The sequence below is a fragment of the Amycolatopsis sp. CFH S0740 genome (assembly GCF_004522315.1).
GTDB classification, from domain to species: domain Bacteria; phylum Actinomycetota; class Actinomycetes; order Mycobacteriales; family Pseudonocardiaceae; genus Amycolatopsis; species Amycolatopsis nivea.
Window position 1 is genome coordinate 21424 of the sequence record NZ_SDLS01000050.1, and the last position, 20456, is coordinate 41879.

Sequence of the window (20456 nt, forward strand, 5' to 3'; positions counted from 1 at the left end):
CGCCCTGCGAGAACAGCGAAAGGAATCCGGCATGATCGTCGCGTTCAGCGTGAGCCCCTCGGCGGGGGAACCGGACGGCGGAGTGAGCGAGGCCGTCTCGCGCGCGGTGAAGGTGGTGCGCGAATCGGGCCTGCCGAACTCGACCAGCTCGATGTTCACGGAGCTCGAAGGAGACTGGGACTCCGTAATGGCGGTGGTGAAGAAGGCGGTGGAAGCCGCGGGGGAGGGCTCGGCGCGCGTCGGGCTGGTGCTGAAGGCCGACATCCGCCCCGGCTACGACTCCGGCCAGCTCACCGCGAAGGTCGAGCGCGTGGAAGCGCACCTGCGCGAGGACTGAGCTACGGAATCGGCGGCGTGAACGCGACGGTCCAGCGTCCCTTGGCGCTGGTCACCGCGAGCCGGTAGCTGAACTGCTCGCCCGCCCCGGTCTTCCCCTGCACGACGGCCGCGGTCGGCGAGCGCTCGTCCGGCGCGAGCCGCACGGAGATGTCGTGCGCGTTGCCGTCCTTGAGGACGCTGACGTAGTCCTTGGCGAGGTCGCCGCCGCCGGAGCCGGGGACGTCGAAGAGCCCGGCGAGCGCGTCCGCGTCCCGCCCGCTCAGCGCCGCGGTCAGCTCCGTGCGCAGTTCCGGCGGGGACGCCGCGCCGGGCGGGTCCTGGTGCGCGACGGTCGCCGTGATGCTGGCGATCCACGCCACCGCGACCACGACGGCCGCGACCACCGTCACGTTGCGCCGGCTGAGCATCCTGCGGCCTCCTCGTTGTCCTCGCGCAGAGCATGCCTCAGCGGAGTGCGCATGCCAAAAGCGAACCTCGGGGCTGCTGCTGAACTCTCGCGGCGAGGCGTGCCAGGATGGAGGGCGTGACACACCCACGCGGATCTGCAGCGAACTCAGCGGCCATGTCCGCCGCGTTGTCCGGCGCGGTCGACCTGTCCGCGCTCAAAGCCAGGGCGGAGGCGTCCCGGAACCAGCCGCCTTCGGGGGCGGGACAGCCGGGCGGCACGTCCGCGCCTCCGTCGGACACGGTGCTCGAGGTCACCGAGGCGACCTTCCAGTCCGTCGTCGAACTCTCCCTCAACCAGCTCGTGGTCGTCGACCTGTGGGCCGGGTTCTCCGAACAGTGCCAGCAGCTGACCGCGGTGCTGGAGCGGCTGGCCGGCGAGAGCGGCGGCGCCTGGGTGCTCGCGAAGGTCGACGTCGAAGCGAACCCGCGCATCGCGCAGGCGTTCGGCGCGCAGTCGGTCCCGACCGTGGTCGCGATCGCGGGCGGCCAGCCGGTGGACGCCTTCTCCGGCGCGCTGCCGGAGCCGGAGATCCGCAAGTGGCTGAACTCCCTGCTCGACGCGCTGCGCGACCGCCTGCCCGGCATCCGCGCCGCCGAAGAGGCCCGCGGTCCGGTCGAGGAGCCGGAAGACCCGCGCTTCACCGAGGCGGAGGAAGCCTTCGAGCAGGGCGACTACGCCGCCGCGCAGGCCGCGTACGAGCGCATCCTGGACGCCGAACCGGCCAACGAGCTGGCGAAGAACGCACTGGCCCAGGTCAAGTTCACCGCCCGCGCCGAGGCCGCCGACCCGAGCGCCCGCGAGAAGGCCGAAGCCGACCCGAAGGACATCGACGCCCAGCTCGCGGCCGCCGACCTGGACATCGCGGAACAGGACGTGGAAGGCGCGTTCCGCCGCCTGGTCGACGTCGTCCGCCGCACCGCCGGGGACGACCGCAACCGCGTCCGCGAACACCTGGTCGCCCTGTTCGAACTCTTCGACCCGGCCGACGAGCGCGTCGCGAAGGCCCGCCGCGACCTGGCGAGCGCCCTGTTCTGAGCTGACGAAAAGGGCCGCACCGGAGCGTTCCGGTGCGGCCCTTTTTCTGTCTGGCTCAGGGGTACTGCTTCGAGCAGGAAGACGACCCCTCGAGATAGCCCCGCCGCAGCGCCTCGACCCGGTCGAACCCGCTGTCCGGCCGCTCCCCGTTCACGTTCGCCGACACCAGCCCGTCCGGCCGGAGCAGATCCGCGATCGCCTCGTCCAGGTCGCCGGACGACAGCTTCAGCCGCACCTCGCCGGTCGGGTGGTTCGAGAACGCCGCCCAGGCCCCCACGAGGCAAGCCGTGCGCAACCCGGCGTTAGGCGTGTCGATCGACGCCCCCACGCCCTTCTGGACCCCGATGGCGTACCGCGACGCCAGTTCGGCGAAGGCGGCGAAGTCGCCCAGCCCGCCCCCGGGCCGGCCGGCCATCTCGGCTTCCTGGTCCACCGGCTCGGCCAGCTTCTCCAGCGCCCGCTGGTCGAAAACCACCGTGTTGTCGTTGGGGCAATAAGACGCGGGCGGCGTGCTCGGCCCGCCGGGACAGCTGCCCGACCCGGCCCGGAACTGCGGCCCCTGCACGCCCGCTTCCCGGAACGCCTCGTCGAGGCTGCCCTTCAGCTTCGCCACCCGCTGCTCGTCGAACGGGGCGTCGCCCTTGCCCTTGTCGCCCGAGTCGAACGGCCGCTCGGTCAACCGCTTCTGCACGTTCTGCGCGTTCATCGCCGCGCATTCCTTCGGCCCCTTCTCGAACCCGGCCTGGAACGCGTACGTCCGGTCGAAGGCCGTGCCGTGCGCCTGCCGGTCCGTCGCGCTGGTCCCGGCCTGGTCGCGGATGAAGAACATCGCCGCCATGATCTGGTCGAGCCCCTCGGCGGTCGACACCCGGTAGAACTTGCTCTTGTCCTCGGCGACCCACCGGAAGTACCCGCCGGCGAAGCAGTCCGCCTGCTGTTCCTTCACCACCGTCGGCGTCGACTTCGAAATCCCCGCGGTCGCCCCGAGCCGGTACTGGATCGCGTGGCCGAACTCGTGCGCCAGCACGGTCACCACCGACATCGGCCCGAACCGCTTGCGCAGCATCGGCAGCAGCACGCCGCGGTCCCACGCCACCGAATCGTCGCCCGCGCAGTAGAACGCGTTCACCAGCTGCTTGACGCTGCCGCACGCGGTGTCCTCGGTATCGTGCTTCGAGTCGTAGGACAGCAGCGATTTGACCGGCTCGAACCGCTTGCCGCCGAACTCCGCGGGCAGCGCCTCGGTCCAGTACGCCTGCACGTCCGCGATCGCGGCGGTGGCGAGCTGGTCGTCCTCGCCGCCGCTGGCGTTGCGCACCCGCAGGTCCGGCCGCGGCGCGTCGGTCCGCAGCCCGCTCTCGAAGTGCGTGACCGGCAGGCCGGCGACGTTCCCGGCTCCCGGCGTCGCCGCCGGAGTCTTGTCCCCGCACGCGGCTGTCCCCAGCACGGTCGCCGCGACCAGCGCGACCAGCGCGTACCGGCGTCCCCCTCGGCTCATGTTCCCTCGTTCCCCATCCGCGTCCGACAACGAACCGGGACATTACTGACCCGGATGGCGGAACGTGGCGGCAATCCCCGAAGTGGGGTGCGAGCGCGGGCGAAGCGGGCCGGATATCGTCGCTGACCATGCGTGCAGTCCGCCGGTTCACCGTCCGTGCCAGCCTGCCCGAGCCGCTCGCCGGGCTCGGGGCACTCGCGACCAACCTTCGCTGGACCTGGCATCCGCCGACGCGCGACCTGTTCGCCTCGATGGACGCCGACCTGTTCAACAAGATCCGCGACCCGCTGCGCATGCTCACCGCGCTGCCGCCGGAGCGGCTCGAGGAACTGGCCAAGGACGAGGACTTCCTGGACCGCACCCGCGAGGCCGCGGCCGGGCTGGAGCGCTACCTCACCGAACCGCGCTGGTACCAGCGGCGCACCGACGACGGCCTTCCCCAGGCGGTCGCGTACTTCTCGATGGAATTCGGGGTCACCGAGGCGCTGCCGAACTACTCCGGCGGCCTCGGCGTGCTCGCCGGCGACCACCTCAAGGCGGCCTCGGACCTCGGCGTCCCGATGGTCGGCGTCGGCCTGCTGTACCGGTCCGGCTACTTCCGCCAGGGCCTGTCGCTGGACGGCTGGCAGGTCGAGCACTACCCGGTGATCGACCCGAACGCCTTCCCGCTGGAGCTGGTCACCGAGGACGGCCGCCCGGTGCTGGTCGAGGTCGCCATGCCCGGCGGACGCGACCTGCGCGCGCAGATGTGGCGGGCGCGCGTCGGCCGGATCCCGCTGCTGCTGCTCGACACCGACATCGAGGCCAACGACGAGGACCTCCGCTCGGTCACCGACCGGCTCTACGGCGGCGACGCCGACCACCGGATCCGGCAGGAGATCCTGGCCGGCATCGGCGGGTTCCGCGCGGTGCGGAAGTTCTGCGAGCTGACCGGGCATCCGCAGCCGAAGGTGTTCCACACCAACGAGGGCCACGCCGGATTCCTCGGGCTGGAGCGCGCCCGCGAGATCATCCAGTCCGACGGTCTCGCCTTCGACGAGGCGCTGCCCGCGGTCCGCGCCGGCACCGTGTTCACCACGCACACGCCGGTCAGCGCGGGCATCGACCGCTTCCCGGTCGACCTCGTGCAGCGGTATTTCTCCGACGGCAGGCTCGTCCCGGACGTCGACGTCCGCCGCGTGCTGCAACTCGGCGCGGAGGACAACCCAGGCCTGTTCAACATGGCGCACATGGGACTGCGGCTGGCGCAACGGGCGAACGGCGTCTCCAAGCTGCACGGCCGCGTCACGCGCCGGATGTTTTCCCGGCTGTGGCCCGGTTTCGACGACGCCGAGGTGCCGATCGCGTCCATCACCAACGGCGTGCACGGGCCGACCTGGGTGGCGCGCGAGCTGAGCGCGCTGCTCGGCGGCAACCACGAGGAGTTCGGCCACGAGGGCCGCACGCCGGACAGTTCGCTGCGCGACGGCGTCAGCGACCAGCAGCTGTGGGAACTGCGCCGGGAACTGCGGGGGAAGCTGGTCGGCGAGGTCCGGCGGCGGGTGCGGGCGGCGTGGATGCAGCGCGGCGCGTCAGCGCTGGAACTGGGCTGGACCGACCGCGTTTTCGACCCGGACGTGCTGACCGTCGGCTTCGCCCGCCGCGTGCCGACGTACAAACGGCTCACGCTGATGCTGCGCGACCCGGACCGGCTGCGCGCGCTGCTGCTGGACGAGAAGCGGCCGATCCAGATCGTGATCGGCGGCAAATCGCATCCCGCCGACGAGAACGGCAAACAGCTGATCCAGCAGATCGTGCGGTTCGTCGACGATCCCGCGGTGCGCCACCGCATCGTCTTCCTGCCGGACTACGACATGTCGATGGCCCGCTACCTCTACCGCGGCTGCGACGTGTGGCTGAACAACCCGGTGCGGACGCTGGAGGCGTGCGGCACGTCGGGGATGAAGTCGGCGCTCAACGGCGGCCTGAACCTGTCCATCAAGGACGGTTGGTGGGACGAGTGCTACGACGGCTCGAACGGCTGGGCCATCCCCACCGCGGACGGCGTCACCGACCCGCTCCGCCGCGACGACCTCGAAGCCGCGGCACTGTACGACCTGCTCGGCCAGCAGATCGCGCCGCTCTACTACGACACCGGCGAGGACGGCGTGCCGACCGGCTGGCTCGCGATGGTCTGGCACACGCTCGAAACGCTGGGCCCGCGCGTGCAGGCGTCGCGAATGGTGCGCGAGTACGTGGATTCCGGTTATCTGCCCGCATCGAGGATGGTCGCCGCCGCCACCGACAACGGCCACCAGGGCGCGCTTTCGCTGGCGGACTACCGCACCAAACTGGAAGTCGCGTGGCCGCGCGTGCGGATCTTCGACGCCGAACTCCAGTACGACCACACTGAACGCCTCGTGGTGGGCACCGAGGTCACCATCCGCGCCCGGATCGACCTGGCGGGCCTCGAACCGTCCGAAGTGGACATCCAAGCCGTAGTGGGCCAGGTCGGCGACGGGGACGAACTCGCGGACGCGGTGCAGGTCCCGATGACACCGGACGGAATCGGCGCGTTCGCCGCGACCCTGCGCCTGCCCCGAGCGGGTTCGGTCGGCTACACGGTGCGGGTGCTGCCGAAGCATCCGCTGCTGGCCAGCCCGGCGGAACTGGCGCGCGTCGTGCTCGCCTGAGCCCGCTCGCGCCCCAATGCCACATTGGGTGCATCTGACGCACCCAATGTGGCGTTCGGTGCGTGGGACGCACCCAATGCCACATTGGGGCGCTCGCGACCCAGCTCAATCGACCGCCGGGGTTCCGCCTTCCCGCACCGGCAACCCAGCCGCCGCCCAAGCCCGGAACCCGCCCACCAGATCCGTAGCCCGCACCAACCCCAGCCGCTGCAGATCCGCCGCGGCCAGGCTCGACGCGTACCCCTCGTTGCACACCACCACCGCGACCGTCTCCGCCGAAACCCCCGGCAGCCGCCACTCGCTTTCCGGGGCCAGCCGCCACTCCAGGTGGATCCGCTCGACCACCACCGACCCGGGGATCTCGCCCTCGGCGACCCGGTTGGCGTACGGCCGGATGTCGACGATCAGCGCGCCGTCGGCCTGCAGTTCGGCGGCGCGCGCCGGGTCCGCCCGGTCCAGCGTGGACCGGGCGGCGGCGAGGAAACCATCAAGTGCGCTCATGACCGCACAATGGCAGGAAGCGGCGGGATCTCGTTCGGCACGTCGGCGAGGCTCGTGTACTCGCGCGTCGACACCAGCGGCGGCGAGTAGGCGTGCACGCTGGCCGCCGGTTCGCTGCCGACGCCCAGCACCTGGTGCGCGCGTCCGGCGCCGAAGCCGATGCCCTGGCCCGCGAGGTGCGTGCGGCGGCGCACCGGGCCGCCGGGGTAGCGGTACTCCTCGCCGAGTTCGCCCTGCAGCACGGTGAACGAACCCGACGCGCCGCCGTGGTCGTGCGGCTTCGTGGCCTGGCCGGGCAGCCACGACAGCAGCCACAGTTCGACGCCGTCGGTCAGCGCGAGGCGCGCCCACCAGCGCCGGTCCTCGTCGAAGCGCAGGACGTCGCACAGGCTGGTGGTCAGTTCGGTGGTGACCGTGCGGGTCAGATCGACCAGTTCGCGCGGCGTCCACAGCAGCCGCGACGGGTGCAGCAGTTCGGGCAGCAGCGGATCGGTCAGCTGGGGGTGGATTTCGATTTCCGGACGGACGATGGACGTGGTCAACGCGGGTGCTCCTGAAATGAGTCGGTGCCGGGACGCGAGGCAGCGCGGCACGCCGACGGAAGATCAGCGTGCGTGCCGCGCCCGGCTACATCCGCTGGAAGCCACCAGGAGCAGGTCGATCGCGCGACGGCGCCACAACACGGGGCGCGCGGACCTGGACATGCCGGGGATGCTGCCACAGCCACGCGATCACGGCCGCTCGTCCCAGCGGCTGGACGCCCGGCGCGCCGTTAGCCCCGGGCGGGTGCGAGTCCGTGCCCGGGCGACCGCCACAATGGGCTCGTGAGCGAGCCGATCCTGCCCAGCGATCCTGACGACCTCGTCGTGCGGATGTCCGGTGTCGGCGTCCGCCGTACCGGAAACGACCTCCTCGCGGCCCTCGACTGGGCGGTCGAGCTGGACGAGCGATGGGTGGTGCTCGGGCCGAACGGGGCCGGCAAGACCACCCTGCTGCGCCTGGCCGCCGCCGAACTGCACCCCACCTCCGGCACCGTCGACCTGCTCGGCGACCGGATCGGCAAGGTGAACATCTTCGACCTGCGCCCGCGCATCGGCTTCACCTCCGCCGCGATCGCCCAGCGCGTGCCCGGCGACGAGCGCGTCGCCGACGTCGTGGTCAGCGCCGGGTACGCGGTGATGGGCCGCTGGCGCGAGCAGTACGACCGGATGGACCTCGACCGGGCGACCGAACTGCTCGGCACGCTCGGCATCGCGCACCTGGCCGAGCGCACGTTCGGCACGCTGAGCGAGGGCGAGCGCAAGCGCGTGCTGATCGCCCGCTCGCTGATGACCGACCCGGAGCTGCTGCTGCTCGACGAGCCCGCCGCGGGCCTCGACCTCGGCGGCCGCGAGGACCTCGTGGCCCGGCTGTCGGTGCTCGCGATGGACCCGGACGCGCCGGCGATGGTGCTGGTCACCCACCACGTCGAGGAGATCCCGCCGGGCTTCACCCACGCGCTGCTGCTGCGCGAGGGCCGCGCGGTGGTGTCCGGGCTGGTGGACGACGTGATCACCAGCGAGAACCTGTCCAAGACGTTCGACCAGGACCTGGTGCTGCAGCGTTCGGGCGAGCGGTTCTTCGCCCGCCGCAGGTAGGTCGGCTAGGTTGGCCTTACCGGCCGGTAGCCTGCTGGCGCTGCGTCAACGCCGTTAACGAGGAGGAGTTCGCGTGGGAGAGTTCGTAACCCTGGAGGTCGAGGGCGGGGTCGGCACGATCCGGCTGGACCGGCCGCCGGTCAACGCGCTGAACAACCAGGTGCAGGCCGAGCTCGCCGAGGCCGCGCGCGAGGCGTCCGACCGCGACGACGTGCGCGCGGTGATCCTCTACGGCGGCGAGAAGACCTTCGCCGGCGGCGCGGACATCAAGGAGATGGCGTCCCGCACGTACCCGGAGATCGCGAAGTTCGGCGCCGAGCTGACTGCGTCGCTCGCCCGGGTCGCGAACATCCCGAAGCCGGTCGTCTGCGCGATCACCGGCTACGCCCTCGGCGGCGGCCTCGAACTGGCGCTGACCGCGGACTGGCGGATCGCCGGCGACAACGTGAAGGTCGGCCAGCCGGAGATCCAGCTCGGCATCATCCCCGGCGCGGGCGGCACGCAGCGGCTGACCCGGCTGATCGGCCCGAGCAAGGCCAAGGACCTGATCTTCACCGGCCGGTTCGTGAAGGCCGAAGAGGCGCTCAAGCTCGGCATCGTCGACGAGGTCGTGGCCCCGGACGACGTGTACGCGGCGGCGCGCAAGTGGGCCTCGCAGTTCGCGAACGGCCCGGCGGTGGCGCTGCGCGCGGCCAAGACCGCGATCGACTCCGGCCTCGACGTCGACCTGGCGACCGGCCTCAAGATCGAAACGCAGCTGTTCACCGCGCTGTGGGCGACCGAGGACCAGCGCAACGGCATGCAGTCGTTCATCGACAACGGCCCCGGCAAGGCCAGTTTCGAGGGGAAGTGACTTCCGTGTCCGACCCGGCGCCGAACCCGCACGCCACCGAAGACGAGGTCAAGGCGGCCTACGCCGACCCGAAGCTCGCGAACGTCCTCTACCACGACTGGGAAGCCGGGACGTACGACGAGAAGTGGTCGATTTCCTACGACGAGCGCTGCATCTCCTACGCCACCGACGTGTTCAACGCGGTGGCGGGCGACGACGGCCAGCCGTACCAGCACGCGATGGAACTGGGCAGCGGCACCGGCTTCTTCCTGCTGAACCTGATGCAGGGCGGCGTCGCGAAGAAGGGTTCGGTCACCGACCTGTCGCCGGGCATGGTGCAGGTCGCGCTGCGCAACGCCGAGGGCCTCGGCGTTGACGTCGACGGCCGGGTCGCCGACGCGGAGCGGATCCCGTACGACGACAACACGTTCGACCTCGTGGTCGGGCACGCGGTGCTGCACCACATCCCGGACGTGCGCCAGGCGTTCGGCGAGGTGCTGCGCGTGCTCAAGCCGGGCGGGCGGTTCGTGTTCGCCGGCGAGCCGACGAAAATCGGCGACCGCTACGCGCGCCGCCTCGGCCAGCTCACCTGGTACCTGACCACGAACATCACCAAGCTGCCCGCGCTGAGCGGCTGGCGGCGTCCGCAGTCCGAATTGGACGAATCCTCGCGCGCGGCGGCGCTGGAGGCCGTGGTCGACATCCACACCTTCGACCCGTCGGAGCTGGAAGCGATGGCGCGCGGCGCCGGCGCCCAGGACGTCCGCGCGGTCACCGAGGAGTTCTCGGCGGCGCTGGCCGGATGGCCGATCCGCACCTTCGAGGCCGCGGTGCCGCAGGAGAAGCTCACCGTGCGCTGGCGGCTGTTCGCCTACCACCTGTGGCTGCGGCTGTCCGCTTTGGACAAGAAGCTGCTGTCGAAGGTGCTGCCGCGCGAGCTGTTCTACAACGTGATGATCACCGGGACCAAGCGGCCGTCCTGAATTGCCCTACGGTTTCACGCTCGACGACGTCGCCTTCCTGCGCTCCGGCGCGGGACGGGCGGCGCTCGCCGAGTGCTCCGCTTTGGACGGTTCGCGGATCGCGGACGTCACGACCGCTCGTCGCCTGGTCGGGGAGCACGCTTCCCCGGTGCTGGAAACCGTTGCGCTGCGGCGTAAATCGGTTCTGAAACTGGCTTCGTCCGAAGATTGGCTGTTCACTGGCGACGCCTTGCAGCAGGCGAGCGCTTCGCCAGTGGCCCGGCATCGCGCTTCCCGGCTCGCGGGGTTGCCGGTGCACGACGTCACCTGCTCGGTCGGCGCGGACCTGGTTGAACTGTCTCGCGTCGCCTCGGTGGCGGTCGGGTCCGATGTGGACCCCGTACGGCTGGAAATGGCTCAGCACAACGCTTCCGCTGCCGGAGTCTCCCCGCTCATCGCCCGGGCCGACGCCTTGCGGCCGATTTCCCGGGCCACCGCAGTGGTCGCCGATCCCGCCCGCCGCGACTCCGCGGGTCGCCGGGTGTGGCGTCCGGCCGACTTCCTGCCGCCGCTCGACGAACTCGTGGCCGCGTATCCCGGCCGGATCCTGTCGGTGAAATGCGCGCCCGGCATGGATTTCTCCATCGCGCCGTGGGCGGACGAGGTCGAACTCGTGTCGCTCGACGGCCAAGTCCGCGAAGCCTGCCTGTGGCGAGGGCTCTCGTCCGGGGTCACCCGCCGCGCGACAGTGTTGCGTTCGGACGGTACACAGTGGACTCTCACTGACGCGGAGCCGGACGACATCCCCGTGCGGGCGGCGGGGGAGTGGCTCGTCGATCCGGACGGCGCGGTCGTCCGAGCCGGGCTCGTGCGGCATTACGCGGCGCGGCACGGCTTGTGGCAGCTGGACGAACGCATCGCCTACCTCACCGGCGACACGCCGCCGCCCGGAGTGCGTGCCTTCCGGGTGCTCGAACAGTTGCCGTACCGGGAAAAGACGCTCGGGCAGGCGTTGAAGAAGCTCGACGTCGGACGGCTGGAGATCCTCGTCCGCGGCCTCGACGTAGACCCGGACGCCTTGCGTCGCAAGCTGAAACCGCGCGGTCGCGAAGAGTCCACTGTGGTGCTGACGCGGATCGGCCGGTCGCCGGTGGCGTTCGTGTGCCGTGCCGAGCGCATCCCGATGGAGGGTTCCCAAGCCGGGGAACGCGGCGTAAGTTCTGCGGGTTGACGCATCATCACTGGAGGGTCGCTGTGTCTCGTTTTCCCGCTCTCGTCAAATTGGCCGCCGCCGCGGCCATCGGAGCCACCGTCGCAGGCGGCGCGACCGCGCTGGCCGGGTCCGACGCCGTCACTGCCGCGCACGGCCGCGAACCGGCCAACATCGGCCAGGTGAAGAACGACGTCAAGGCGTACTACGGCGACTGGCTCGACGCGTCCGGCAAGCACCACTACTCCGAAACCAGCCGGTTCGTCACCGACACCAAGCGCGTGGTCGCCGACGCGAAGCGGTACCTGCAGCAGAAGCTCGGGAAGGTGAAGAACCCGGCGATCGTGCTCGACGTGGACGACACGTCCGAGGTCACCTACGGCTGGGAAGCCGACAACGACTTCGGCTTCGACCCGGTGAAGCAGCAGAAAGCCATCGACGACGGCACGTTCGAGGCCAACAAGCCGGTCCTGGAGCTGGCGAAGTGGGCCGCCGACCGCGGGGTGCGGATCTACTTCCTGACCGGCCGCAACGACAAGCAGGGCCCGCAGTCGCTCAAGAACCTCGCCAACGAGGGCTACCCGACCCCGGCCGGCGCGTACTTCAAGCCGAAGACCACCCCGCCGGACTACCTGCCGTGCGGGCTGACCTGCACCACCGTCCAGTACAAGTCGGGCACCCGCGCACACATCCAGTCGACTGGCGCGCATATCGTGCTCAACCTCGGCGACCAGTTCAGCGACCTCGAAGGCGGCTACGCGGACCGCCCGGTGAAGCTGCCGAACCCGATGTACTACCTGCCCTGAGTTCCTTGCCGGAAGCAGCCCGGGTCCCGCGCCGGGCCCGGGCTGCTCCGTTTCTCCTCAGCCGGAGTACCCGGCGAAGATCTTCGAGAATTCGTACGGCTGCTGGGAAATGTTCGTGCACCGGTACAGCGGCCCGCTGCACGCGTTCGCGTCCCGGCCGAGTTCCCAGAACGACAGCATTCCCAGGTGGACACTCTGCGCGAAGCTGACCACGGCGCTGGCGTCCTTTGGGTAGAAGATCTCGTTCTGCGAATCGTTGACGCCGAGCATCGGCGTGAGCCCGACCTTCTGCCAAGCGTCCGCATCGGACAGTCCGAGCGCCGATTTCAGTTGCGCCTGCGTGGATCGCGCGGCCTGGATCGCCTTGGCGCCCTGGTCGCCGGAGCCCTGGTAGTAGTCCATCGCCATGACGTTCACCAGGTCGAGGTTGACGCCCGCGTCCCGCGCCGAGGTCACGACGTTCAGCCCGTCCGAGGTGAGCCCGGTCGGCAGCACCGGCAGCGTCAGGGAAATCTTGAGCCCGGGATTGTCGTCCTGCACCTTTTTCAGTGCCTGCGAACGAAGTTTGATCGAGCCCGGATCGGCGACCGCCGCGCCCTCGATGTCCACGTCGATGTACTTGAGGTCGTAGGCTTTGATCACCGCCTCGTACTCGCCGACCAGCGAATTGACGTCCCCGCACGCCTGCGCGAGCTCGACGCCGGACGCACCGCCGAACGAGACCTTGACGTCTCCGCCAGCCGCGCGGATCTTCGCGATTTCGTCGGACTGCCAGCCCTGGCGCGGGTCGTAAGCGGCGAACCAGCTGGCCTTGCAAGCGGCTCCGGTGACGAAGCCGAGGGTGAAACTCTTGATGCCGCTCTGCTGGGACATCGAAGACAGCACAGGCGACGGCCACGCGCCCATGTCCACATAGGGCGCGAGCGCGATCGACGAGCCGCTCGCCGCGGCCGCGGTGCTCGGCGGCGCCGCGAGTCCGGCTACGGCCAGCAACCCGCCGAGCGCGGCCGCCAGTTTCCGGGGGGAGGGGAGACGCATAGGTGGAACCTCCACGGTGAGGACCGAGGGGCGGTAAACCCCTGTCCAAATGGTATAGACCAATAACCTTGTGGAGGCCATACGCCATTAGTAGGCCGATCCGTCCCGCTGACCGGGATTCAGCGTCGCGCGGCGAGCCGGTACCGCAGGTCGACCGCCAGCGCCGGATCCCCGTCGTGCACCCGGTCCCACCGGACCGGTTTCCCGCCCGGATTGTCGAACAGCCGCACCCCGGAGCCCAGCATCACCGGCATGAGATGCACCTGGAACTCGTCGAGAATCCCCAGCTCAACGCATTGCCGCGCGATGTCCTGGCTGTGCAGCTCAAGATCCTTCCCGCCGGCCGCCGCGAGCCCGATCTCGACCGCCTCCCGGACGTCGCAGCCGAGAAACGTGACCCCGTCCTCGGCCGGAGCGTCCTCCGGATGATGGGTGAGCACGAAAACGGGCCCGCTCCACGCTCCGCCATACGGCTGCCTGGCGACCTCCCCGGGCACGCGGGCGACGAGCGCGTCAAACCCGCGCCGCCCGCCCAGAATCGCCCCGATCCGCGCGATGGATTCCTCGTGCACCCCCGGCGTGACACGCACGCCCGACATCCAGTCCATCGCATGCCCGTCCGCGGCGACGAACCCGTCCAGCGACATCGCGACGTGCCACAACACCTTGCCCATGGGTCCTCCTCGTGTGCTCAATAACGAGGTAGACCGGCGGGGCAGCGAAAACTCATCGGTCTCCTGGCGTCAGGTTCTCCGAACAGATGCTCAGCAGCTCAGCCAGCCGATGCCGCTCGTCCTCCGGCATCCCGGCGAGCATCCGCTCCTCGACCTGGTCGACCACCCGGTGCGCCTCGTTCAGCCGATCTTCGCCGGACGCCGTGAGCCGCACCGGCCGCGCCCGCCCGGTCGACGCTTCCGCGGCAACCGCGACCAGCCCGGCCGTCTTCAGTCCGGCCAGGACGTCCCGCAACGACTGCCGCGTCACGAAACAATGCCGCGCGAGTTCAGCCGACGACGCTCCCGGGTTCTCCGCCAGTGCCGCCAGCACCGCGTACTGCGCCATCGACAGCCCGATCGGCCGCAAGAGCTCGTCGGACGCCTGCCGGAACGCCTGCTGCACTCGCTTTACGAGGTAGCCCGGCCGCCGCGTCGTCTCTTGACCCATGACAGGAACCTTACACATAATGGCCCTTGTCAGGAACCTGTCACAGGGAGAGTCCGATGCCGCTCACCACCATCAGCACCGACGCCGACGTCGCCACCCTGGTGAACGTCTTCACCGTCGCCCCGGAGAAGCAGCGAGCCCTCGTCGAGGTCCTGACGACGGCGACGGAGGAGGTCATCCGCCACCGGCCCGGTTTCGTGTCCGCGAACATCCACGCGAGCACCGACGGCACCCGCGTGGTGAACTACGCCCAGTGGGCGAGCGCCGAGGATTTCCAGGCCATGCTCGCCGCCCCGGAATGCCGCGACCACCTGTCCGCGGCCCTGGCCCTGGCCGAGAGCGATCCGCACCTGTGCACCGTGGAATCCGTGCACCACGCCTGATTCATGCTGGGTCAACGGGTGACCCCGGCGTCTGCCGATGCGGACGCGCGAGCCCTGCCGACCTCGCCCCGGCATGACGGCGCTGCCTCACGCCACCCCTCAGCAACCCAGCTGCGGCCGACCCCCCGGTCTGGCAGGGTTGCCCGTAGCCAGACCGGGGGAGCCGTCACCTCTTCCGAGCCACCAGCACGGTGTCCCGAACCACCATCTCCGCCCCGACCGCAGGCCTTTCACGATTGTCCGCGGCCACCGACGCCCACGACTGATCCAACGTCTCCGCCACTTCCTCCGCCGTGAACATCATGTCCGGCATGTGCGGCCGCCCAGCGTGATGATCCGCGGGGTCGTGCCCCACCACCAGCAGCGTGCCGCCCGGAGCCACCGCGTCCGCGAGCCGCGCGAACGCGGCGGTACGGGCCGTCGACGGAATGTGCAGGAAATGCGACGTCACCAGGTCGTACTTCGACTCGGGCACCCACTCGCCCAAGTCCGCCGCAACCCACGTGATCCGGTCCGCCACCCCGAGTTTCGCCGCTTGCACGCGTCCACGTTCGATGGCTGTCGTGGAGAAGTCGACCGCCGTCACGCGCCAGCCCTGCTGCGCGAGCCACAGCGCGTCGCCACCCTCACCGCAACCAGCGTCCAGCGCGTGCCCCGGTTCGAGACCGCGAGCCTCGGTCACGAGCTGATCGTTCGGCCGTCCGCTCCACATTCCGTCCTGTGAGCGATACCGCTCCTCCCAAGAAGCCCGGTCGAACGGCGGTGCCTCCGCGTGGTGCGCGTCGGCTCGCGCGACCTCTCGCTCATCGGCTTGGCGCTCGTCGGCTCGCGCGCCCTCCCGGTCCTCGGCGAGGCGCTCGTTAGCCCGCGCAACCTCCCGCTCCATCTCATGCGAGAACGGCATTTCCCGCAGCCGCACGGCTTCCGCGGCCTCCTCCTCGACCAGTTCGCCATTGATCGCCGCCCCGGCCATCAGCCCCGCCGCCGCTGACACGACGACCTGCGCCCGCATGTCCGTGACATTCCCCGCCACCCACAAACCGGGCACCGACGTCCGCCCGGCCGCGTCCGCGGGAACCCGCGTGCCGATCACGAAACCGTTGAACTCCACCGGTTCCGGCTCGATCCCGAGCGGCGCGAGAAAGTCCGCCCGCGTCCTGGCCGGCGCCGCGACCGCCAACGCCTCGCGCGCCACGACCTCGCCCGATTCGAGCCGCACCCCGGTCAGCTGGTCGCCTTCGGCCTCGACCGCGGCGACCGCCCCGTCCACGATCCGGATCCCGCGAGCCAGCAGCGGGGCCTCGTCGAAATCCCCGTGCGTGTGCCGGAAAACGACCACGTCATCGGTCAGCTGCCGCCACATCAACGCCTGGTGCACGGTCATCGGACCGGTCGACAGCACGCCGACCGCCCGGTCGCGGACCTCCCAGCCGTGGCAGTACGGGCAATGCAGCACGTCGCGCCCCCACCGCGCCGCCAGCCCGGCGACGTCGGGAAGCTCGTCGACGAGACCGGTCGCGACCAGCACCCGCCGCGCGCGCCTGCGCCGCCCGTCGGCCAGCGAGATCTCGAACCCGTTGTCCCCCTTGGTAACCGAGGTCACCGTCGCTGCGACGACCTCGCCGCCGTACCCGGCCAGCTCCGCGCGCCCGAGCGAGAGCAACTCGGCGGGCGGTGTGCTCTCGCGGCCAAGATAGTTGTGCACGTGTCCCGCTGGCGCGTTGCGCGGTTCGCCGGAATCCACGACCAGCACCGACCGCCGCGACCGAGCGAGCGCCACCGCTCCGCTGAGCCCGGCCGCACCGCCGCCGACCACCACCACGTCGTACTTTTCGTCCACTGGATCCTCCTGTCAGTCCCCGTGCCACGGACTATCCGGAGAACGCGCCGACTTGACAAAGTTCTTTGCCGAAGTGGCAAATTGAACGGCATGAGCGAAGACGACCAGGACCTGGGCGACGTCCTGCACGCGGTCGGCCCGAGGCTGCGCGCCCTGCGCAAACAACGCAACGCGACGCTGACCGGCCTCTCGGAAACGACCGGCATCTCGGTGAGCACCCTGTCCCGCCTCGAGGCCGGCCAGCGCAAACCGACCCTGGAGCTGCTGCTGGCCCTGGCCCGCGCGTACCAGGTCCCGCTGGACGAACTGGTCGGCGCACCCCCGACCGGCGACCCGCGCCTGCACCCGAAACCCTTCGTCCGGCACGGCAGGACCTACCTGCCGCTCACCCGTCGCCCAGGCGGCCTGCGCGCCTACAAGATGATCCTCCCGCCAGAACGTTCGCCCGAACCCCCGGACCAGCGGGTCCACGAGGGATACGAGTGGATGTACGTCCTGTCCGGACAGCTGCGCCTGATGCTCGGCGAACACGACGTGATCCTCCGACCAGGCGAGGTCGCCGAGTTCGACACCCACGTCCCGCACTGGTTCGGCAACGCGGGGGAGGAGGTCTGCGAGGTGCTGGCCCTGTTCGGCCCGCAAGGAGAACGCTTCCACGTCCGCGCCCGCCCAGCCTCTTGACGCATACCCATATCGGCATATGATTGCCGCATGGCACGGGCAGCAACCACCGCGGACGTCTTCAACGCCGTCGCCGAACCACGGCGCCGGGAAATCCTGGACGTCCTAGCCGAGGGCGAACGCCCAGTGAACGACCTGGTCCGCGTGCTGGGCTTAGGCCAACCGCAAGTGTCGAAGCACCTGCGAGTTCTGCGCGAGGTAGGCGCGGTCGAGGTACGAGACGAGGGCAGGCAACGCCTCTACAGCCTGAACGGCCGCGCCCTCAAACCGATCCACGACTGGGTACGCCGCTACGAACGCTCCTGGGAGGAACGGTTCGCCTCGCTGGACGCCGTGCTGGAAGAAATGGACACGACCGAGGAGGAAACCCCATGACCGACACGACGACCGGCACCGCGAAGGTGACGCTGCCCGCTGACGACCAGATCCTGATCACCCGCGACTTCGCCGCCCCGCGACAGCACGTCTACCGCGCCTGGACCACGCCGGAGCTGGTGAAACGCTGGTGGGCAGGCAAAGGAGGCACCGTGACGTCCGTAGACATCGACCTGCGCATCGGCGGCCAATGGTGCTACGTGATGCTGGCGAACGGCAATTTCGAGGTCGCTTTTCACGGCGAGTACCGAGAGATAACGCCCAACGAACGCCTGGTCCACACCGAGGTCTACGAAACCCCCGGTGCCGAGGATGTGGAAGCTCCCGTGGTCACCGTGACGTTCGCCGAATCGGGCGGCCGCACCACAGTGACCATGCTGACCGAAACGCACACCAAGGAACTCCGCGACGCCATCCTGGAATCCGGTATGGAGGGCGGAATGCAGACGTCGATGGACGCACTGGAAGAAGTCGCGGTTTCGCTGAATTGAGCCGGCGGGTTTTTCTCGTTGACTCTCCTCCCTGGAGCCTGGCCCGGCTGAGCGCACGCACAACCTGAACCCGTGCTCAGCCAGCCATGCTCAGCGTCGTCGCTCTTCCGTGTCAGCACGACGGTCGCGCTACGCCTGGCTGAGCTCCCCAGCGATCGGCCTCGGCGGCGTTCATGCACGCACCGCTGGGCCCTCCGCCTACTCCCTTCCGTCCCACCCTTCACCTGCTCCCTTCCGCCCCAACTGTGCGGCCGCTGCTTGTCTTCGCACCTCCTTTTCCCGCGCTGCTTGTCGCAGGTTTCGTTGTCTGGCTGCGGTTTGTTGCCGGTTCGGCTGTCCGCGCGCTGCTCGCCGTGGCGCGGGTCGTCGAGCATTTCGCGTGCCGCGCGCACGCTGGTTTCGCCGTCTGGCTGCCGCTTACTACCGGTGCGACTGTCCGCACGTCTACTACCGGTGCGACTGTCCACACGTCGCTTGCCGCTGGCCCTCCTGCCCGGCTGCCGCCCATTATCGGCCTTGCTGCCCAGCTGCCGCCCATTGTCAGTCAAGCTGCCCGGCCGCTGTCCATCGCTGGCCTAGCTGCCCGTGCGCCGCTCACCGCCGACCCTGCTGCCCGTGCGCCGCTCGCTGCTGCCCTCCCGTCGTCTGCCCTCGATCTTGCAGCCTGCGCACCGTCCGTCGCTGGCTTGACTGTCCGCTCGCCGCTTGTCGCCGATCCACCTCCCTGCACACTGCTCGTCGCCCGCCTTGCAATCCGCCCGCCGCTCGCCGCCGCCCCATCCGCCCGCTCGCGGCCCGACCGGCACCGCCTCAGCACTGTCGATCACCGCCACGGCAGGCCGCGGTGCAGTAACCGCAACACGGTCACGATCCTTGAACGCCACACTCAAACCGGCACACAGACGCGCACGAATGGCAAGAAATCCGTTGATGGGTAAAGAAGAACCTTCGAAGGTTGATGCCACCACTCTACCAGCCCCGGCATCACCCAACCGTGCGAACTTCCCGCGCACAGTCAGCACGCCCACGACGACGGATGCCACCGCCAGCACCCCAAACCCCCATGGTGGCAACAAACTCTTGCCATCAGGATGAGTGCTGACCACCAACCACATGGACGCAGCGGCCGCAACGGCGACCCGAGAAGCAGGCCACGCAGCAGCACTTCCCAGAACCAACGGCCACGTGAAGTACCAGGGAAGCGCCACCGGAGCCAGCACAACAGTCGCAAACAGCGACACAGCAGCTCCGCGCACCGCACCCGCGCCGCCCGCTCGCGAACGCCACCACAACCAGGCGACCACAACCACGAGCACAACACAGCCCGAAACCCGGCTCACCGCAACAACTTCCGCCGGCTCGCCTGCGAGTAAGCCCACGATCTTCCCGACCGAAGTCGACGCCGACAACCACGGTTCGAGCTCCGAATTTCCGCTCAGCGCACGAATCCACCCGAGGCTGACCCCGGCGAAGACACTGCAGAGACCCATCGTAACGACCACAATGGACACCGCGGCGATGAGTGTGAACCCATAGCCACGAAAGGAAAACCGTCCACCCGATCGACGCCGCACCCACTCCCACCAGAGAAACGGCAACACCACCGCAGCCGGAACTTTCACCGCCGCAGCAAGTGCTACCAAGACGAACCCGAACCCTGGTACAGTGGTGATCACCAACGCCGCACCCGCACTCAAGAGCCCGATCATCAGCAAATCGTTGTGCCCGCCTGAAACCACGCACAGCACCGTCAACGGGTTCGCAGCCGCCATCCAAAGTGCGCATTCCGGCCGCGCGCCCAGCCGTCGGCACAAGATCGGCACAGCGACGCACATCAGCGCCAAACCCGCCGTCATGGCAAGGCGGGTCAGCAGCGCCCCGAGAATCACGTTGTCACCAGTTATCGAGAGGACGCTTTTCACGATTAAGATATGCAACGGCCCATAAGGCGACGGAATACGCAGCCAGCCGCCAGCCGCATTGTCAGTGATCGGACCCGGAAAGTCCGCCGCAACGCGGGTGTAGGGATCGAACCCGGACTGTGCCACCACCCCCTGTGCGAGGTACGTGTACAGGTCCGTGCTGAACAACGGCGGCGCGCAAAGCAGCGGTGCACACCACATCCAGGTGGCCCGCACGATCTTCCGCGCGTCCGCCTGTCCCGCACGCGCGGAGTGTCCTAATCGGACCCAAGCTGATACCAGGAGGAAAATACCGAGATAGACAACAGCAGTCGCCAGCAGGCGGCCATGGCCGAAGCGCGCGGCGCTCAACACGGTCCTGGACAGCACGGGATCATGCCGCACCGTCGCGCCCGCGCCGAACGCGCCGAGCGAAACCAGTACCGATCCAGCGAGCCCGACGGCAGACGCTCCGCACCCGGGAAACCGCGCAGCCAAGGCGCGTTTCCCGGAGTGCGCCGAGACGGAAGCGCCTCTTCCGGCGAACGCTGGTGTGGAGACGCGTTTACCGACGAGACCGGCGGCAGACGTGCTCGCTCGGGAAGACCTAGTGTCCTGCGTCGTAAATTCGTCGCTAGTTAGA

Annotated in this window: 21 protein-coding genes; 12 read left to right on the forward strand and 9 right to left on the reverse strand. The window is 69.6% G+C overall.

The genetic code is table 11. The annotated features are described in order from the left end of the window. Window positions 1-31 precede the first annotated feature (31 nt). On the forward strand, window positions 32-337 hold the full coding sequence (locus EIZ45_RS43940) for a thiamine-binding protein (RefSeq protein ID WP_134669934.1): 306 nt from the start codon (window positions 32-34) through the stop codon (window positions 335-337). 1 nt (window position 338) lies between these two features. On the opposite strand, the gene EIZ45_RS43945 is transcribed toward EIZ45_RS43940, so the two are convergent. Next, window positions 339-746, reverse strand: coding sequence for a hypothetical protein (locus EIZ45_RS43945; RefSeq protein ID WP_205670316.1), 408 nt, complete (start codon window positions 744-746; stop codon window positions 339-341). A 155-nt stretch (window positions 747-901) separates the two neighbouring features. On the opposite strand from EIZ45_RS43945, the gene EIZ45_RS43950 reads away from it, so the two are divergent. Continuing rightward, a complete protein-coding gene (locus EIZ45_RS43950; RefSeq protein WP_199817577.1) occupies window positions 902-1822 on the forward strand; it encodes a tetratricopeptide repeat protein in 921 nt (306 codons plus the stop codon). Between the two features lie 55 nt (window positions 1823-1877). Here the strand turns inward: EIZ45_RS43950 and EIZ45_RS43955 are convergent, their stop codons facing one another. Further along, complete coding sequence (locus EIZ45_RS43955; protein ID WP_037811879.1) at window positions 1878-3320, reverse strand: neutral zinc metallopeptidase; 1443 nt, start codon at window positions 3318-3320, stop codon at window positions 1878-1880. Between the two features lie 128 nt (window positions 3321-3448). Between EIZ45_RS43955 and glgP the strand changes: the two genes are divergently transcribed. After that, entirely contained in the window at window positions 3449-5992 is a 2544-nt protein-coding gene (gene glgP, locus EIZ45_RS43960; RefSeq protein ID WP_043839182.1) for an alpha-glucan family phosphorylase, read from the forward strand. 105 nt (window positions 5993-6097) lie between these two features. Here the strand turns inward: glgP and EIZ45_RS43965 are convergent, their stop codons facing one another. Together EIZ45_RS43965 and EIZ45_RS43970 are read right to left on the reverse strand one after the other, a co-directional pair. Beyond that, window positions 6098-6493, reverse strand: coding sequence for a rhodanese-like domain-containing protein (locus EIZ45_RS43965; protein ID WP_134669929.1), 396 nt, complete (start codon window positions 6491-6493; stop codon window positions 6098-6100). Then, window positions 6490-7035, reverse strand: coding sequence for a cysteine dioxygenase family protein (locus tag EIZ45_RS43970; protein ID WP_134669926.1), 546 nt, complete (start codon window positions 7033-7035; stop codon window positions 6490-6492). Before EIZ45_RS43970 ends, EIZ45_RS43965 begins: the two co-directional genes overlap by 4 nt. 282 nt (window positions 7036-7317) lie before the next feature. Here EIZ45_RS43970 and EIZ45_RS43975 point away from each other — a divergent pair, with 282 nt between their 5' ends. The 5 genes from EIZ45_RS43975 to EIZ45_RS43995 all read left to right on the forward strand — a co-directional run bounded on the left by EIZ45_RS43975 (window position 7318) and on the right by EIZ45_RS43995 (window position 11940). After that, the gene (locus EIZ45_RS43975) at window positions 7318-8130 is read left to right on the forward strand and encodes an ABC transporter ATP-binding protein (protein WP_134669924.1); all 813 of its coding nucleotides are present in this window, start codon (window positions 7318-7320) and stop codon (window positions 8128-8130) included. A gap of 73 nt (window positions 8131-8203) precedes the next feature. Beyond that, window positions 8204-8983 (forward strand): enoyl-CoA hydratase/isomerase family protein, encoded by a 780-nt coding sequence (locus tag EIZ45_RS43980; RefSeq protein ID WP_101435362.1) that lies wholly within the window; start codon window positions 8204-8206, stop codon window positions 8981-8983. Next, window positions 8980-9945 (forward strand): class I SAM-dependent methyltransferase, encoded by a 966-nt coding sequence (locus EIZ45_RS43985; protein WP_134669922.1) that lies wholly within the window; start codon window positions 8980-8982, stop codon window positions 9943-9945. The genes EIZ45_RS43980 and EIZ45_RS43985 overlap by 4 nt, the downstream gene beginning before the upstream one ends. 1 nt (window position 9946) lies before the next feature. Further along, the gene (locus EIZ45_RS43990) at window positions 9947-11155 is read left to right on the forward strand and encodes a class I SAM-dependent methyltransferase (protein ID WP_134669920.1); all 1209 of its coding nucleotides are present in this window, start codon (window positions 9947-9949) and stop codon (window positions 11153-11155) included. 23 nt (window positions 11156-11178) lie between these two features. Further along, window positions 11179-11940, forward strand: coding sequence for an HAD family acid phosphatase (locus EIZ45_RS43995; protein ID WP_043839175.1), 762 nt, complete (start codon window positions 11179-11181; stop codon window positions 11938-11940). Between the two features lie 57 nt (window positions 11941-11997). On the opposite strand, the gene EIZ45_RS44000 is transcribed toward EIZ45_RS43995, so the two are convergent. From EIZ45_RS44000 to EIZ45_RS44010, 3 genes are all read right to left on the reverse strand, one after another. Continuing rightward, window positions 11998-12978: a chitinase gene (locus tag EIZ45_RS44000; protein WP_205670315.1), complete on the reverse strand. Its 981-nt coding sequence runs from the start codon at window positions 12976-12978 to the stop codon at window positions 11998-12000. Window positions 12979-13097: 119 nt separating this feature from the next. Further along, a complete protein-coding gene (locus tag EIZ45_RS44005) occupies window positions 13098-13652 on the reverse strand; it encodes a dihydrofolate reductase family protein (protein WP_134669916.1) in 555 nt (184 codons plus the stop codon). Between the two features lie 52 nt (window positions 13653-13704). After that, window positions 13705-14142 carry a MarR family winged helix-turn-helix transcriptional regulator gene (locus tag EIZ45_RS44010; RefSeq protein ID WP_134669915.1) on the reverse strand — a complete coding sequence of 146 codons (438 nt, stop codon included), beginning with the start codon at window positions 14140-14142 and terminating at the stop codon, window positions 13705-13707. Between the two features lie 56 nt (window positions 14143-14198). Between EIZ45_RS44010 and EIZ45_RS44015 the strand changes: the two genes are divergently transcribed. Beyond that, window positions 14199-14525 (forward strand): putative quinol monooxygenase, encoded by a 327-nt coding sequence (locus tag EIZ45_RS44015; protein WP_134669914.1) that lies wholly within the window; start codon window positions 14199-14201, stop codon window positions 14523-14525. A gap of 166 nt (window positions 14526-14691) precedes the next feature. Here EIZ45_RS44015 and EIZ45_RS44020 read toward each other — a convergent pair whose 3' ends face one another. Then, window positions 14692-16365 carry a bifunctional NAD(P)/FAD-dependent oxidoreductase/class I SAM-dependent methyltransferase gene (locus tag EIZ45_RS44020; protein ID WP_134669913.1) on the reverse strand — a complete coding sequence of 558 codons (1674 nt, stop codon included), beginning with the start codon at window positions 16363-16365 and terminating at the stop codon, window positions 14692-14694. 90 nt (window positions 16366-16455) lie between these two features. Between EIZ45_RS44020 and EIZ45_RS44025 the strand changes: the two genes are divergently transcribed. The 3 genes from EIZ45_RS44025 to EIZ45_RS44035 are packed head-to-tail and all read left to right on the forward strand — an operon-like array spanning window position 16456 to window position 17912. Next, window positions 16456-17046: a helix-turn-helix domain-containing protein gene (locus EIZ45_RS44025; protein WP_063697878.1), complete on the forward strand. Its 591-nt coding sequence runs from the start codon at window positions 16456-16458 to the stop codon at window positions 17044-17046. 30 nt (window positions 17047-17076) lie between these two features. Beyond that, window positions 17077-17421, forward strand: coding sequence for a helix-turn-helix transcriptional regulator (locus tag EIZ45_RS44030; RefSeq protein ID WP_134669912.1), 345 nt, complete (start codon window positions 17077-17079; stop codon window positions 17419-17421). After that, window positions 17418-17912 (forward strand): SRPBCC family protein, encoded by a 495-nt coding sequence (locus EIZ45_RS44035; protein WP_134669911.1) that lies wholly within the window; start codon window positions 17418-17420, stop codon window positions 17910-17912. Before EIZ45_RS44030 ends, EIZ45_RS44035 begins: the two co-directional genes overlap by 4 nt. A gap of 575 nt (window positions 17913-18487) precedes the next feature. On the opposite strand, the gene mptB is transcribed toward EIZ45_RS44035, so the two are convergent. Further along, window positions 18488-20456, reverse strand: a 1969-nt coding sequence (gene mptB / locus EIZ45_RS44040; protein ID WP_205671787.1) for a polyprenol phosphomannose-dependent alpha 1,6 mannosyltransferase MptB, incomplete at its 5' end; no start/stop codon positions are given.